We start from the raw sequence: 15954 nt of genomic DNA, 5'->3' as shown, positions 1-15954 counted from the left end.
TATGCATCATGCACTGGCGCTTAGTGCGAAATTTGGGACACTGTCACTTCTTTATTTAATGAGTCTAAGCGCTTAACGAGGGTAGACAACTCTTTAATTGAGCCCGAGTAATCAATATGCTTGCTAAACCCTTTCCCTTTAACTGCATTTTCAAACATTGCTTCAGAATTAAAGCAGGCAGTTTGTTCATCAAGGGCGTGCCATTCGCTTTGCAGATCGCTGGGGATACAGTGGCGCTTAGCAGTAATTTTGTCTTTAATTTGCAACATTTTTCCAATGAGTAATTGTGCATCTGTAGGCATTGTTTCACCTTCCTTCTTTTCTTTTTTCAATTAAGTGTGTGAAAAATAATAAAATTAAAACCTGGCGTTCGTGTTTCCCTAATAGGCCACAGTCAATGTGCTGAGGAAACTCGGTTTACCTACAATAGAAATTGCATTAACAGTGCCAATTAGGCCAACTCAGGAATTTTTACCGATAGCTATGGTGAGCGTGTTTTACTTTTTTGACTTGGCAGTAGCAAAAATAGGGGCTCCACAACAAGAGGTTTAATAAGATAGCCGTCACTAAGCTAAATGCCAGACTTGATGGGGATAAGGGAATAGAGGGGGAATAGTTAGTTAACACTTTACCCAAGGTAGGGGTTTTCGACGGGGTAGCCATGTACCAAAGCTTTTCGAAATAATGGCCGTGAGCCAAAATTCGAATACCATCTTCAATATCAGTAAGCTTGCTGAACATTACTGCTTTTCTTTGCGCATCCTCACGTACAACGGCTTCTGGATTTTGCTTTAAGGCCTCTAGCATGGCATTAGCAGAGGGGTAGCCATGCTTTTTGGCGAGAGTTGAAAGTGCGGTCACTTCTTCACGGGTGGCGTCATAGTAACCGCTTAAATATTGGCGATAATGGTCGGCTAATATGGGCACCTGAAGCGCCAGAATAAAAAGAATAGCAAAAATAAGCTTATCGAAAACCCGAACTAACATGAAAAATTATGCCTTAAACAAACCTAACAAGCGCACGCATCTTGATGTGCTTAGCGCCCCCTGATTGGGCGCATATCACTGTGTTTTATTATCGGCTAAGGTACGAATATATTGCGTCTGTTAACCGAGATAGCTGAGATGCATTGATAACGTAAGGAGGCATAATGTATACCAGCTTACCGAAAGGGCGGATCCACACGCCGCTTTTTACAAAATGCCTTTGTATTTCAGCCACATTCACCGGTGTATAGGTCTCAACTACTCCGATAGCGCCCAAAACGCGAACATCGGCCACCGAAGGTAGGTCGGCACATTTTGCAAGCTCTGTCTGTAATTGTTTCTCAATCGCGGGGACTTGGGTTTGCCATTGGTTTTGATTAATTAAGGATAAGCTGGCGTTGGCCACTGCACAAGCTAGCGGGTTACCCATATAGGTAGGGCCGTGCATAAACACTCCTGGCTCTCCCTGACACACACCTTGTGCAACATCCTCAGTACATAAGGTGGCTGCTAACGTCATGTAGCCACCCGTAATGGCTTTACCCAAACACATAATGTCTGGTGAAATACCAGCGTGTTCGCAGGCAAACAGTTTGCCCGTTCGACCAAATCCTGTTGCAATTTCATCGCATATCAATAGTACATCATAGGTATTACACAATTGCCGACAACGCTTTAAGTATTCTGGGTGGTACATTCTCATACCACCTGCCCCTTGAACAATGGGCTCGAGAATTAAAGCGGCAATTTCATGGTGGTGATTTTCAAATAGCTCTTCTAAAGGCAGAATATCATCTTCGCTAAAGGTGTGATCAAACCGTGTTTGCGGCGCCGGCGCAAACAGTTGCTTGCTAAGTACGTTTTCAAACAAGCTGTGCATACCATTAACCGGATCGCACACAGACATGGCAGCAAAGGTGTCGCCATGATAGCCATTTCGCGGCGAGACAATGCGACACTTTTCACTTCTACCCTGACATACCCAATACTGTATGGCCATTTTTATGGCGACTTCTACTGATACCGAACCTGAGTCAGCCAAAAAGACACGGGCGAGACCATCGGGCACCATATCAAGCAGCGTTTTACATACATCAATAGCGGGTTGATGGGTAATGCCACCAAACATAACATGAGAAAAAGCCTCAATTTGCTGATGCGCAGCCGCATTAATGGTTGGGTGATTGTAACCATGTATGGCTGCCCACCAACTGGACATCCCGTCCACTAGTACTTCACCGCTGGTTAATGTGAGCTCAACCCCTTTTGCTCCTGTCACTTCATAGCAGGGAAGTGGCTGGGTAGCCGAGGTGTAAGGGTGCCAAATATGTTGCTTATCAAATTCTATATTGTTCAAAATATAACCGTTAGTAAACTTTATTAAATGGTCAGAGTTGACAACTTTGCTAGGGCGCATAGACTAAGCCAGCATTCTTAATTAGTAAAGGACAGTCAATGAGTCTGGCTTCAGCGCCAACCGCGCAATCACACACTATTCGTCAAGATTGGACAAAAGCCGAAGTAGAGGCGCTATACGCCCTTCCGTTTAACGACTTGCTTTTTCAGGCGCAGGTAGTCCATCGCCAACACTTTGATCCTAATGAAGTTCAAGTCAGCACCTTATTGTCGATTAAAACCGGTGCGTGTCCAGAAGACTGTAAATATTGCCCGCAAAGTGCACGTTATGACACTGGGCTAGAAAAAGAGCGTCTGCTTGAGATTGAAAAAGTAATAGAGCGAGCGAAAGAAGCGAAGCAAGTTGGGTCTACCCGTTTCTGTATGGGCGCCGCGTGGCGTAACCCTAGAGACAGAGACATGCCCTATATTGTCAAAATGGTAGAAGAGGTGAAGGCACTTGGCCTCGAAACCTGTATGACACTTGGCATGTTAACCCGCGATCAAGCCGTGGCACTAAAGCAAGCTGGGCTGGATTATTACAATCATAACCTTGATACCTCGCCAGAATACTACGGCGATATCATTACTACCCGTACTTATCAAGATAGGCTAAATACCCTTGAAAACGTGCGCGCCGCGGGCATGAATGTATGTTCAGGCGGCATTGTAGGTATGGGAGAAACGCTCGGAGATAGGGCAAGCATGCTAGTGCAATTGGCTAATTTGCCTGAGCAGCCACAAAGCGTACCGATTAATATGTTGGTAAAAGTAAAAGGCACGCCGCTAGATAATGTGGAAGATTTAGATTATTTCGAGTTTATTCGTACTATTGCTGTGGCACGTATCATGATGCCGAAGTCTCATGTTCGCTTATCTGCCGGGCGAGAGGCCATGAACGAACAAATGCAAGCACTATGCTTTATGGCAGGAGCCAATTCCATTTTCTATGGTTGTAAGCTATTAACCACCTCGAATCCAGACACCCATGAAGACGTTTTGCTGTTTAAAAAGCTAGGCATTAACACTGAACGAACCCGAGATTTTTCTGACGAAGCTCACCAGCAGGTGTTAGAAGAAGAAATTGCTCAGCAAAATGAGTCGGACAAGAGTGAGTTGTTTTACGATGCCACCGCGGCCAAGCCGCAGCCGGCTGTAGCGGAGGCATAATGGCCTTTGATTGGCTTGAGCCTGCGCTTCAAGCGCGGGCAGAGCAAGGGTATTTACGGCAACGTCATTGTCAGCAATACGAGAAAGACAATATTGTTTGCATAAACAACAAGCATTATTTGAATTTTGCCAGCAATGACTACCTTGGCATGCGACATCACGACGGGGTGTTGCAAAACTGGGTGGAAGGGCTAGCACAGTTTGGTGCTGGCAGTGGGGCTTCTGCGCTGGTTACCGGGCATAGTCAGGCCCACTTGGCCCTTGAAGCCTACCTGGCAGAAGGGCTCAATCGTGAGGCAGCGTTGCTGTTCAATTCGGGCTATGCGGCTAATCAAGCGTTATGTTTTGCTCTTGCTAATGCGTCTACAGAAGGCGTATCTATATTTGCTGACCGTTTAATGCATGCATCATTTTTAGAAGCGGCCAATGAAAGTAAGGCCATGCTTAGGCGATTTGCTCACAATGATAAAACCCATTTACAAACGCTGCTGAAAAAGCCTGTATCAGGCGATAAACTCATTGTGACTGAAGGCATCTTCAGTATGGATGGAGACAGCGCGCCTACACACGATTTGGTGGCGATAGCGAAGGCCCATGACGCCTGGCTTATGCTTGATGATGCCCATGGCATGGGCGTATTGGGTGAGCGAGGTTTAGGCACCGTTGAAGCTGCAGGGCTTACTCAAGGCCACGTGCCCATAGTGATGGGCACATTTGGCAAAGCAATAGGCACCGCGGGCGCCTTTATTGCAGGTAGCCAAGCGCTTATCGATTTTCTGGTCAATTTTGCAAAACATTACATTTACTCTACTGCCATGCCGTCGGCGCAAGCAGTAGCAACCCTTGCTTCATTAACCTATATTGCCTCTGATTCATCTAGACGCGATACGCTTTACGACAACATTTCCCACTTTAGAAAAGGCATTGAGCGCGCCTTTGGCCAGAATGCAGGCGTAGATGAAGGTAGCGGGCTTATGACGCAGTCTACCCCTATTACCCTGAAAGCCAGCAACAGCGCCATTCAGCCGTTAATCGTGGGAAGCCCGCAAAAAGCGCTAGCGCTCAGTGAAGGCCTTAAAGCTCGGGGGATTTGGGTGCCTGCTATTCGGTATCCTACGGTTCCGAAAGGCGAAGACCGATTACGAATTACCTTAAGTGCGACGCATAACAAACAAGATATTGATGTGCTTATAGATGCCCTTTCGTTAGCTATCGAGGACAGGTCATGAACCTAATACCGCCACAATCGGTCGCGATTTCTAACGATAAAATCGGCACTGAACCCACAACCAAAACACCATCCGCTCATACCTACACGATAGCGGATAAGTTTAGTCGCGCAGCGACTCAGTATGACAAAAAAGCCAATATCCAGCAGTGTATCGCAACCGCCGCGCTTAACAATTTGCCGGCAAGTATTGCGCACAAGGTTTTAGACGTAGGCTGTGGCACAGGGCGTCACACTCAGTCGCTGTTTGAAAAGGGGGCAGAGGTGACGGGTGTAGATATTGCTGAAGGTATGTTGGCGTTTGCCCGTCAATCCTACCCCCATCTGCATTTCGCCCAAGGCTCTGCAGAACAACTTCCTGTGCTTTCTAGTACCTTCGACTGGGTGTTTTCTTCTATGGCGCTTCAGTGGTGCCCTGCGCCAGAGCAAGTTGCACAAGAGTTTTATCGGGTGTTGAATAAAGGCGGGCAAGCAGAGCTAGCAATCATGTTGGACGGTTCGTTTGCCGAACTCCATAAAGCAAGAGCACTGGCTCGCCTGCATCCCGTCAATATTGCTATGCCCTCTGCGGCCCAGTGGCTCACTGCATTTTTGCACGCGGGATTTCGGGTAAGCCGTTTAATAACAAAAGTTTATGTGGATAAGCACAAGGGCATTATGCCGTTATTAGGGTCGATTAAACATGTGGGGGCGGGCGGCACAGCTAGCCCAGCACAATCGTTGACCAAGCGAGATATTACAAAATTAGATCTTGCGTATCGAAACTTACCGCACGAAGAACAGCAAGAGAATGCCCTTCATCTGTCTTACCATGTCAGTCATTTTAGGTTAGAAAAGTTATGAAGCAGTATTTTGTCACCGGAACCGATACCGAAGTAGGAAAAACCTACGTAACCTGCCAGCTACTGCGCGCTACCCAAGCAATAAGCAAAAGCAGTGTCGGTTACAAGCCTATTGCAGCGGGTTGTGACAAGGTAAACGGTGAGTGGGTAAATGAAGACGCTTTAGCGATACAGCAGGCCAGCAGCCTTAAGTTACCTCTATCTATTATTAACCCCATCTCCCTTGTACCGCCTATTGCCCCGCATATTGCAGCGGCAGAAGCCGGCGTGAGTTTAAGCGAACACACAATTAGCCAAGGTTTGTCGCAACTTCAACAATACAAACCTGACGTACTTTTGATGGAAGGCGCTGGCGGCTGGCGACTTCCTCTAAGTGAAAGCACCTATTTACCGGACGTTGTGGCTAAACTAAATATGGAAGTGATTTTTGTGGTAGGCATGAAACTAGGGTGTCTCAATCATGCTCTTTTAACGGCGGAGGCCATTACCCATGATGGATTTAATATAAAAGGATGGGTTGCCAACGATATTACCGGCGAGATGCCAAGGTATAAAGAAAACCTGGCTACATTAAAGCATGCGCTACCCGCGCCCTTGTTACTCGAGGTGCCTTATCAGGTAGCGCCAAATAGCCAAGAATTAATCAGCGCGGTTCAACAACTCTGTTAAATCTTGTTCCGGTTGAACAGGCGTTTTATTGTTGCCCTGAAAGATAAACCCGCTTTTTTCTCCAACCAGGGTGAGGGTGCTGCCGGATAACAGCAGCGCTGAGCCCTCTCGAATACCCACCACAGGTATCTCTGGGTTTAATGTGGTGAATTCCGCCAGTCGCTGATCCCGCGTTTCACCGTTATGCCCAGGCGGGTGATAATCTGTGTAGTGGGGGTTAATTTGAAACGGCAGCACTTCTAATGCGTCAAAACTTGGCGGCTCAATAATAGGCATATCATTGGTCGTACGAATACTTTGACCACAAATATTTGAGCCAGCACTCCAGCCTACGTAGGGCACGCCATTACAAATCGCGTGTTTCAGCGGTACCATCAAGGCAAAGCGGTACAAAGAATGTAAGAGATGAAAGGTATTCCCACCGCCCACAACAATCGCGTGTCCATTTTCTGACGCATTGTGAATGGCGGCCACAGGATCGTCAAAGGTGTGTAAACCCACCACATTGCATTCAGGCAATGCAGAAGCCACAGCGTCTACATAGCTGTCGTAGCTTTGAGTTACCGCGGCATAAGGAATAAACACAAGGTCGCGAATGTCTCCTAAGTGTGCAAGAATACGCGCCTTGGCGTGCGTGAGGTAGGCTTCGTCGCCTTCACGCGAACTACTTAACATGAGTACATGTGCGGTCATATAAGCTCCACATTTTTCAGGACGGCATATCATACGCGAACTTTTATATAAAGTTTAGTCATGGGGCGGCCACACCATTAAAAGGATGTCATTAATGAGCGATAAAATAGCAGTCTTGTTTGTCTGTTTGGGGAACATTTGTCGTTCGCCTACTGCAGAAGCGGTATTTAAGAAAAAAGCCCACGATGCAGGCCTTGATTTGATCATAGATTCTGCTGGCACACATGGCTACCACATTGGTAGCCCGCCTGATAAGCGTTCACAATCGGCAGGCACAGACCGAGGGTACAGCTTTAGCGGCTTGAAGTGCCGCCGAGTCGATGACGACGACTTTGAAAAGTTTGATTACATTCTGGCTATGGATAATAGCAATTTGAAAAACCTGCATGGGATGTCGCCAAGTGAGCACCACCATAAAATTCATCTATTTCTTAGTTTCTGCGATAGCACTGAAGAAGAAGTGCCCGATCCCTATTATGGGGGGAAAGGGGGCTTCGAATTGGTGTTGGATTTGATTGAACACGCCTCAGATGGCTTAATTTCTCATATAAAGGCGCAAAGTTAAGATAACTTTCTATAATTTCAAGTTGAGGTTTTTATTGCAGCCACCATTTTATGGTAAAATGACCCTCTAAAGTGAATAAACACCTTTGCCCTAATATCAGGAGAAACTCATTGAGCAATTGGCAAGTAGATAGCTGGAGACAAAAGCCCATTCTTCAGCAACCTGAATACGATGATAAAGCGCGGTTGAAAGAAGTAGAACACACGCTTAGTACCTACCCGCCATTGGTTTTTGCTGCTGAAGCGCGAGAACTAAGACGCCAACTAGGTGAAGTAAGCTTAGGTAAAGGGTTCTTGTTACAAGGTGGCGATTGCGCTGAGTCGTTCGATGAGTTCAATGCGCCTAAAATTCGCGATACCTTTAAAGTTATCCTGCAAATGGCCATTGTTCTAACGTTCGCAGGACGTTGCCCTGTGACAAAAGTTGCGCGTATGGCGGGCCAATATGCGAAGCCTCGTTCGTCAGATTTTGAAACAGTGAATGGGGTAACATTACCGAGCTATCGCGGTGATATTATTAATAACTTTGAGTTTACTGAAGCGGCAAGAAGACCTGATCCAGATAGGCTTTTAGAAGCTTACCATCGAAGCGCTTCTACCCTGAATTTATTACGTGCTTTTGCTCAAGGCGGTTTGGCTGACTTACATGAAGTTAATCGGTGGAATATGGCGTTCGTGGAGAATAACCCACTAAAAGAACGCTACCACGACATGGCTATGCGTATTCAAGACTCGTTAGAGTTTATGGATGTCATTGGGATAAATTCGCAAACCAGTAGCACACTTCATGAAACGTCATTGTTTACGTCTCATGAAGCCTTATTGCTCAACTATGAGCAGGCGTTGACACGTGTAGATACCCTAACAGGTAAGCCTTACGATTGTTCTGCTCACATGGTATGGATTGGTGAGCGTACACGTCAGTTAGATCACGCTCACGTAGAGTTCTTCCGTGGCATACATAACCCTATTGGCGTCAAAGTGGGGCCAAGTATGCAAGAAGATGAACTTATTCGCCTGATTGACGCGTTGAACCCGAATAATGACCCTGGCCGGTTAACCCTTATTACCCGTATGGGCGCAGACAACCTTGCTGACAACTTACCTCGTCTATTACGTAAGGTGAAATCAGAAGGCCGTCATGTGGTATGGAGTTCTGACCCTATGCACGGCAATACGTTTAGTGCCTCTAGCGGTTATAAAACCCGTAACTTCGATGCTATCTTGAAAGAAATAAAGCAATTCTTCCAAGCCCATAGCGACGAAGGTACACATGCGGGTGGAATTCATTTAGAAATGACAGGCCAGCACGTTACAGAATGTACGGGTGGTGCTTACGAAATTGGCGACGAAGATTTAGCCCAAGCGTATAAAACCCAGTGCGATCCGCGTTTAAATGCGGATCAGGTATTGGAAATGGCGTTCCTCGTTGCAGACCATTTACGCCATGCATAAGCCGGTTTAGTGGTCTAACGTATAAAGCTGCGTAAAACGCAGCTTTTTTTTAGCTTTCTTCCAGAAACAGCTGCTGAATACGCTTGTGATGAACCCTATCGGTGCGTGCTAAAAGCAGACGAACAAAGTCGATGGCAGCCACAGGTTTTCCTGTGCTTTTTTGCCGTTCAAATAACGCGCGAATGGTATCCGTAATGGGTTTGTCGCCAACGAGTTGTCTAAGCTCTGCAAATACCAGCGTAGCTCGAGAATAAACATCTGCTGTCTCAGTCCCATTGATGAAAGCCACAGGTGGCGCGGTATTGCCTTGTTGGTAATGGGCATAACGGCGCGCTTCATACTCAACTAGCTTATTCATTGTGCCCCGCGGCTCAAGCATGACTAATTCAACGTATTTGGCTAATGACTCGACTAAGAACGCACTATCTGCGGGTAACCCAAAGCCAATCTGATGACCAAACCATTGGTGAGCCACTTCATGTACTGCTCTTCTGTAGCGCTGATCAAAACCATCTTCCATGGGGGTAGTTCGCATCGCGAGCAAATGATCGAAGATAAGTACCTGAGGCAGCGCATAACCACTTGGACCTAAGTCAGGTGCAAATACGAAAGTAAGCTGGGCATAAGGGTAGGGCGCTATGTGCTGTTCAAACCAAGCTAAAGTTTGGGTGGCGGCGCGCAGATGAACATCTTTTGCCTCCTCATTATCAGCGCCAATCAGGTTTACCTCGACGCTCTTGTCTGCAAGGACAGCCGGCTCGTGAGCGTGGGTAAATTCGGTGGCTATCCACGCTGGAATGGCTCTTATTGGTTCGCGAGTCGCATAAAGCGTAGTCATGGTGTGCTCGTCGCCGTCTTGCTCAGTCCATTGCTTACGCTTTTCGCCAGGAGCAAGAGTGAAATAGCCGACTGGAGCAGTGAGTTCAGACGTTACCATTACGCTTTGCGCTTCTGCGCTGATCTCTGCGTTAGAGGCCGTCAAGGCACTCGCAATGGGATATTGCAAAGCCGGTAGCCCTGCCTCTTCACGAAGTGAACTATCCGTCAATGTGAAATAGCGATTAAAGCCAATGCTGGGAATAAGAGGTACACCACGTAAATAGCTAAAAGGCTTGCGGATAACGTGGTGAGTGGGTGACGTCCACAAGTTTTTATTCGCCACCTGTAAAGCAACATTCAGCTGTTTTGATTGTCCGGGGAGCAATGGGTTAACAAGGTCAAATTCACGTTGCTGTGTATAAACGTCGTAATGGTTTAGGGTTGCCCCTTCAACATCGATGTTCTCTGGTGTGAAATCCGGATGAGCACCCACCAATATTTTATCGATACGGCTGTTACTATGGTTGGTTAAGGTAAGAGAAAGTGCAATATCAGCGATGCCGCGTAGGGGGTAAAATCGCACATTCGCCTGAATATGGGTGACCACAGGTTGCGCCTTGTCTTTCCAGTGAAGGTAACGTTTTTCATAGGCCGCTTTTACGTGGTGGCGCTCACTGGGCATCATTAATGCGCGCTCGTCTTTTAGAGCGCTATGCAATATAAAAGTGCCGCTAAAAAGCATCGCGCAAACAGCCACCCTTAATGGGAAGTGACCGCGGCTAAACAAATGCGTATAACCGGTGCCCCTATGGCTTTTTCGTATGGCAAGAAACAGCAGTAAGGTGGTAAGTAAAGCCCAGTAGCTGAAAAAAGGTAAAAAGGCAGACTGACTCATTTGAAAGCCAACGGGAAGTTTGGCTACTTGAAGAGGCGTGCCTGCAATATCCCATAACGGGTGTGGTATTCCCACCATGCTCATAATGGGTGAAAACTTTATGACAATCATTAACCCACAAATAAGCCCGCCAATGAGAGGGTTTGGTGAAAGATGATGCACAACAAGACAGAGCAAGCCGAATAACAATAGGGGTAAACCGGTTAACAATAGGGTTTCAGCGTATGTCTCGTAAGACAGGGGGCTGTTGCACCATAATTGCGCCGTCATAGTCGCTATGGCGGTTACGCCTAAAAAAACTCCCCACATTAAGGTAAGCGAAAAACACTGTGCGGTGATTAAATGACGACTTCCGGTTGGCGTTGCTGCGACCAGCTCTACCATTTGATATCGCTTATCTTTCCAGCATAGTATCCATGCCCAAATACTCATGAGAATGAAACCGACAAACGGCATAAGATTCCATACTACCCTCGCCAGAGCATCCATACTGGTGATGGTTTTTAGCTGAGAAAAAGGCTCGGCATAACCTATACCTGACAGCACTTCAGAAAATACCATACAGGCATAAATGACATACACCAGGATAAGCGTCGTCGACAAGGTTAATGAGCGCAAAGTTTGCGGGAAAAGCGTTAAACCGATGTCGCGGCGAGAGAATAAGTAACGTAACACTGAATTTTTTCTGACGCACCCAGATAAAAAAGTGACTGTCCAATTTAGGGGTTTAACGGTTTTGGGCTTGAGTAAAACACGTGTTGGATTACGTGATTCAGCATCAAAGGCACTTCTGGCGATGTAAAAAATACCAGCAGCAACTGCCAGCCACAACCCTCTATTTAAAAGGATTTTAAACGTCAGCGACCAGTCAGTATTTTGTTCTAATTGCTGGTACACGGCCGTGAATCCGTAGGGGTCTAGCCACGACATGAGCGCATACCATTGAGGAGAAAGTACACGACTTCCCGCTAAAAGTGGCGACCCATTAATCGATGCTAGCATGACATAACCCGCCCACATTGCACACATGACAACATAGCTCGGTAAGGCGTTATTGAAATAGCGGGCACAGGCGAGCGCCAATGCAGTGAATAACACTAAAATGGGGCAATATAAAAAAAGGGTATTTTTAAGGGCACTTTGCAATAAGCTAGAGCTTTGTGAGGCGGAGGGAGAAATCATTAAAATTTGCCCGACAATACAAAGAAGTGTTAGCAGGCAAAGTAGGGAGAAAAAAGCCCCTCCACGTAATATAAACTGTTGTTTTGCAGAGGTTGGTGTGACGGCTATCAGTGGGTGCATGTGAGAAAGGGTATCGCGCTGCAGCAATGCCGGCGTTAACAGCCCCACAATAATTGGCAAGGTAAGCATCATTGCAGCATTGTTTAGCAGGACTAACCGCTTAGTTAACACGTCGCCGTCAACCGATAACCCTTGTGCTAACAAAATGCCAAAGCCAGCATAAATAATAAAGCTTAACCAAACGCTGGGGTGACGGAGATAAAGACGCCATTCGTTTATCCATCCTGAAAAAAATAGAAGCATTAGCATTGCTCCTTATTTAATTCGTAGAAGTATCTGTCCTCAAGGGTGGCGTCTCGGCTTATTGCCTCGCTGCAAGGAGCCTCGTGATGATAAACACGCCATACGTCTTTCCCGAAATGATAGCTCTCAGACACCAGCATTCCACAAGGTGGTTGCAAAGAGGATTCCCAAATTTTTCCTTGTAGAGGCGCAATCAAATTGGGGATTTCGCCGCTATCGACTATTTCACCATGCATGATAATAGCAGCGTGACCACACAGGTTTTCGATATCTTCCACAATGTGAGTAGACAGTAACACAAGTGTTTGCTTGCTGATTTTTACCAGTAAACTATGTAAACGCTGACGTTCAAGCGGGTCGAGACCTGCCGTTGGCTCGTCCAGAATAATTAATTTCGGGTTACCTAACAGTGCCTGAGCAATACCGAAGCGTTGCCGCATGCCGCCTGAGAATTGAGTTACCGCTTTATTCGCGACTGCGGTTAAATTTGTTAATGATAGTAGTGAAGATATTTGCGCATCTACTTTATTTTTATCCACCTTTTTTAGCGAGGCTATGTGTTTTAAAAGTTGTCGGCAACTAAGGTGTGGGTATACACCGAAGGATTGAGGTAAGTAGCCTAATTGGGATCTTAGGGCATTGGGGTGGGCAACAATATCGATGCCATCGAATAATACCGTGCCTGAGTCGGGTGGCTGTAAGCAGGCTAGGGTTCGCATAAGTGTGGATTTTCCTGCACCATTTGGACCAAGCAGCCCTACCATACCTGTAGGGAATGTGAGGGTAATGTTCTTTAGTGCATGTGTGCCGTCTGTATAGGTTTTATTGAGATTTTTTACAGTAAGCATGTGAGCCTTCATCAGTAAAGGTGAATGATATGTTTGCACTATAAATACAAAATAGCGTTGTGAAACTACAGCGTGACTAAAGGGTATGATGGCGTGACGAGAGGCCAAATAAGGGGGCTTTTTTTACTTTCATCAGTAAAAAGCGTATTTTCATCATTTTCTGTGTGCAAATATCTGTTTTTGTTGACAGTCTGGAAGCGAAAACTGAAAGAGAGTGACATGACTATTGCCCTAAAAATGGATAGAGGTTTACTGGCCAGTTTGCTGCCATTAGTTGCCGCTATATTGCTGGCGGCTAATTTATCCTTTGTTCACGAGCAGGCGCAGCATGGCTCACGCTTTATTGTATTGCATTTAAAAGCAATACTTCTATCAGTGCCTTACTTAACGTCAGTGGGGTTGTTGTCATGTTTGCATCGTCCCTGGGGCGCGCTGGTATGGTTTAGCGTATGCCTGCTTTATTCATTGTTTCTCTTTTCAGCGAATCTTCCCAGCGAATTACTTCTGCCTTTTTCCGCGCAGCCACCACAATCAACTGCCGCTGTTATAGCCCCCTCAGCCGACAGCCTAACCAAATTGGACAGTCATACCAAATTGGACAGTCAAATTGTTTGGTTTTTTATAGTGGGCGCCTTACTTGGAGGGCTACATCATTTTCATAAAACACCGTCGAGCGGCAATGTAAAATCGGCATTGTGGGTTCAACGTGTGTTTTCACTCGATGCAATGGTTGCGGCCACGCTTTTTATTTGGGTAATTGGTTGCACCGGCATATTTTTGTATACCCCCGATCCTATGAACAACCAGCCGCTGGCAATGAAAGTAGATCTCAATCAAGTGGTGGGTGAATTTGATCGCTTTGTGGCGTACTTTTTTCAGTTTTTGTGGCTGGCCGCAATACTTTTTTTTATATACTGGGTTAACCGATACTGGTTAATCCGTAGGGTATTATCTTCACAAGGCTTAATCCCTTATGCAGCCACTGCTCTTGTATTTATTCTGCTAGCTACACCTGTGTTGAGTGCAAGTGCACTGCTGTTGCCATTAAATACGCAGTCGTCGTTGACATTACTTCCCTCTGAAAACAGCAATGCGTTTGATTTGGATAATTTCCGTTTTATGTTTGCTTTTTTAGCGGTCACTATGCCCGTTATTTTGGCGTTCGAGCGTAAGTCGTTTGATGCAACACTCGCCCGTGTAGAAAAGGATAAAGTTCGTACTGAATTGCAATTGTTACAGCAACAGATTAACCCGCATTTTCTCTTTAACACGCTAAACAACCTGTATGCACTAACATTAGAAAAGTCGGATAGGGCACCAACAAGCATAGAGCATCTATCTAATTTATTGCGTTATACGGTGTATAAAGGCCAGCAAGAGTGGGTCGCGTTAGAGGATGAACTGGCGTATGTGAATGATTATTTAGCCCTGCAAGGCCTAAGATATCAAAGCGATTGCGAAATTAATGTAAGCTGGCCTACCTGCAATAAAGGGTATCAAATACCCCCTCTTTTATTGATAGTATTGCTGGAAAATGCGTTCAAACATGGCATAGAAAAAGCGGAAAAGCCGAGTGTATTAAATGTGTCGATACGTATTGATGAGTGCGGTGTGCTTCACTTCTCATGCCAAAGCCCATACCTTGCTGAAGGCGCACTGTCTCAACCTGAACACGCCATTTGGTCTGGTTCTCAACAAGCGAGTCAGACAGGTTTGGGGTTAACGAATGTTGCCCGAAGGCTTTCACTGTTGCCAGGTGAACATAATACCCTCGATAATGACGTCATAGAGGGTACCTGGGTAGCGAGTTTAACGTTGGATTTACAGCCATGCTAAAAGCACTGATTGTTGACGATGAACCCTTAGCACACACCGTATTGTTGCATCACTTAAAGCAACATCCGGATATCGCTATAGTGGGGCGGTGTTTTAGTGCTACAGAAACACTGCAGCACTTGGCAAAACACCACGTGGATCTTCTTTTTCTTGATATTAATATGCCGGCACTAAGCGGCATTGATATGCTTAAAGTCATCGCTCATCCGCCGCAAGTGATTATTGTGAGCGCGTATTCAGAATTTGCCATTGACGGATTTGAACTCGACGTTGCAGATTATTTGCTGAAACCTGTGAACAGCCAACGGCTGTCAAAAGCATTAGATAAAGTTCGAGAACGATGCCAAGTGCACAACCATGCCTCAAAAATACAAGTAAAAGTAGGACGTGAGATACACAGGTTAGACATCGACAGTATTGTGTATCTTGAAGCGTATGGAAACTACGTAAAAGTGTGGACAACACAAACCATGTTGCTGGCAAATAGTACGTTGAAACAACTTCTTGAAGGTTTGCCTAAGGTCGATTTTTTACAAATACACAAATCCTATGTGGTTAATAAAAAGACACTGATGTGTCTGAATACCGACACTGTCACCCTCAGTGGGGGCGTAAATTTAAAGGTGGGGAAATCTTTCAAGCTAGCGTTAAAAAGGCACTTTAGCACATTGTGACGGCATGGATTCCTGATGCCGTTGTTATGTTTCAGGCTAGACTACGTCAGCTCACTTCCATGATTTCGCTGGCTTAGTCATCATCGAGTAGGGGCTCAACAACCGATTCCAAACCGTTGAGTTTTATTTCATACATCAATGCCAATTGTTCGCCTAGCTTGCCTTTAGGAAAGCCTTGTTTGTGAAACCATACAAGGTAAGGTTCGGGTAAATGGAAAAGGCGACGCCCTGCATATTTACCAAAGGGCATAATCTGATTGACGGTGGTTTTTATCAGTTCGGGATCCATAACCTGTGCTTTTTTATAACGATTTATTGGCCGAGAAAGGCGCCT

At 45.9% G+C, this 15954-nt stretch carries 15 protein-coding genes; 8 read left to right on the top strand and 7 right to left on the bottom strand.

The genetic code is table 11. The features are described 5' to 3' along the window. Positions 1–20: 20 nt before the first annotated feature. The 3 genes from IUA53_RS12470 to bioA all read right to left on the bottom strand — a co-directional run bounded on the left by IUA53_RS12470 (position 21) and on the right by bioA (position 2344). Positions 21–302 (bottom strand): hypothetical protein, encoded by a 282-nt coding sequence (locus tag IUA53_RS12470; RefSeq protein WP_044056651.1) that lies wholly within the window; start codon positions 300–302, stop codon positions 21–23. Between the two features lie 169 nt (positions 303–471). Further along, a complete protein-coding gene (locus IUA53_RS12465; RefSeq protein ID WP_044056652.1) occupies positions 472–987 on the bottom strand; it encodes a DUF2937 family protein in 516 nt (171 codons plus the stop codon). A gap of 88 nt (positions 988–1075) precedes the next feature. Continuing rightward, the gene (gene bioA / locus IUA53_RS12460; RefSeq protein ID WP_442859003.1) at positions 1076–2344 is read right to left on the bottom strand and encodes an adenosylmethionine--8-amino-7-oxononanoate transaminase; all 1269 of its coding nucleotides are present in this window, start codon (positions 2342–2344) and stop codon (positions 1076–1078) included. 98 nt (positions 2345–2442) lie between these two features. On the opposite strand from bioA, the gene bioB reads away from it, so the two are divergent. Genes bioB through bioD form a run of 4 tightly spaced genes read left to right on the top strand, consistent with a single transcriptional unit; the run spans position 2443 to position 6291 of the window. Continuing rightward, positions 2443–3552, top strand: a complete 1110-nt coding sequence (gene bioB / locus IUA53_RS12455) for a biotin synthase BioB (protein WP_044056653.1) — start codon at positions 2443–2445, stop codon at positions 3550–3552. Beyond that, a complete protein-coding gene (locus IUA53_RS12450; RefSeq protein WP_196897200.1) occupies positions 3552–4781 on the top strand; it encodes an aminotransferase class I/II-fold pyridoxal phosphate-dependent enzyme in 1230 nt (409 codons plus the stop codon). The genes bioB and IUA53_RS12450 overlap by 1 nt, the downstream gene beginning before the upstream one ends. Continuing rightward, positions 4778–5623, top strand: a complete 846-nt coding sequence (locus IUA53_RS12445; RefSeq protein WP_196897199.1) for a methyltransferase domain-containing protein — start codon at positions 4778–4780, stop codon at positions 5621–5623. The genes IUA53_RS12450 and IUA53_RS12445 overlap by 4 nt, the downstream gene beginning before the upstream one ends. Beyond that, entirely contained in the window at positions 5620–6291 is a 672-nt protein-coding gene (gene bioD, locus IUA53_RS12440) for a dethiobiotin synthase (protein ID WP_196897198.1), read from the top strand. Before IUA53_RS12445 ends, bioD begins: the two co-directional genes overlap by 4 nt. On the opposite strand, the gene pepE is transcribed toward bioD, so the two are convergent. Beyond that, positions 6262–6984 carry a dipeptidase PepE gene (gene pepE / locus IUA53_RS12435; protein WP_196897197.1) on the bottom strand — a complete coding sequence of 241 codons (723 nt, stop codon included), beginning with the start codon at positions 6982–6984 and terminating at the stop codon, positions 6262–6264. The two genes, bioD and pepE, sit on opposite strands and share 30 nt — an antisense overlap. A gap of 94 nt (positions 6985–7078) precedes the next feature. On the opposite strand from pepE, the gene IUA53_RS12430 reads away from it, so the two are divergent. Both IUA53_RS12430 and IUA53_RS12425 read left to right on the top strand, forming a co-directional pair. Then, positions 7079–7549, top strand: a complete 471-nt coding sequence (locus IUA53_RS12430; protein WP_044056657.1) for a low molecular weight protein-tyrosine-phosphatase — start codon at positions 7079–7081, stop codon at positions 7547–7549. 110 nt (positions 7550–7659) lie between these two features. After that, complete coding sequence (locus tag IUA53_RS12425) at positions 7660–9003, top strand: class II 3-deoxy-7-phosphoheptulonate synthase (RefSeq protein ID WP_044056658.1); 1344 nt, start codon at positions 7660–7662, stop codon at positions 9001–9003. A 49-nt stretch (positions 9004–9052) separates the two neighbouring features. Here IUA53_RS12425 and IUA53_RS12420 read toward each other — a convergent pair whose 3' ends face one another. Together IUA53_RS12420 and IUA53_RS12415 are read right to left on the bottom strand one after the other, a co-directional pair. Then, on the bottom strand, positions 9053–12262 hold the full coding sequence (locus IUA53_RS12420; RefSeq protein ID WP_196897196.1) for a M1 family aminopeptidase: 3210 nt from the start codon (positions 12260–12262) through the stop codon (positions 9053–9055). After that, entirely contained in the window at positions 12262–13110 is an 849-nt protein-coding gene (locus tag IUA53_RS12415; protein WP_044446843.1) for an ABC transporter ATP-binding protein, read from the bottom strand. Before IUA53_RS12415 ends, IUA53_RS12420 begins: the two co-directional genes overlap by 1 nt. A 219-nt stretch (positions 13111–13329) precedes the next feature. On the opposite strand from IUA53_RS12415, the gene IUA53_RS12410 reads away from it, so the two are divergent. Both IUA53_RS12410 and IUA53_RS12405 read left to right on the top strand, forming a co-directional pair. Beyond that, entirely contained in the window at positions 13330–14946 is a 1617-nt protein-coding gene (locus IUA53_RS12410; protein WP_052806620.1) for a sensor histidine kinase, read from the top strand. After that, the gene (locus IUA53_RS12405; protein ID WP_044056660.1) at positions 14940–15620 is read left to right on the top strand and encodes a LytR/AlgR family response regulator transcription factor; all 681 of its coding nucleotides are present in this window, start codon (positions 14940–14942) and stop codon (positions 15618–15620) included. Before IUA53_RS12410 ends, IUA53_RS12405 begins: the two co-directional genes overlap by 7 nt. A gap of 73 nt (positions 15621–15693) precedes the next feature. On the opposite strand, the gene IUA53_RS12400 is transcribed toward IUA53_RS12405, so the two are convergent. Further along, positions 15694–15909 (bottom strand): DUF3820 family protein, encoded by a 216-nt coding sequence (locus tag IUA53_RS12400; protein WP_044446847.1) that lies wholly within the window; start codon positions 15907–15909, stop codon positions 15694–15696. Positions 15910–15954: the final 45 nt, after the last annotated feature.

Source organism: Alteromonas sp. B31-7 (assembly GCF_015767655.1).
Classification (GTDB): Bacteria; Pseudomonadota; Gammaproteobacteria; order Enterobacterales; family Alteromonadaceae; genus Alteromonas; species Alteromonas australica.
Note: the sequence above shows the minus strand (reverse complement) of the source record. Positions and strands in the feature narration are given on the sequence as shown.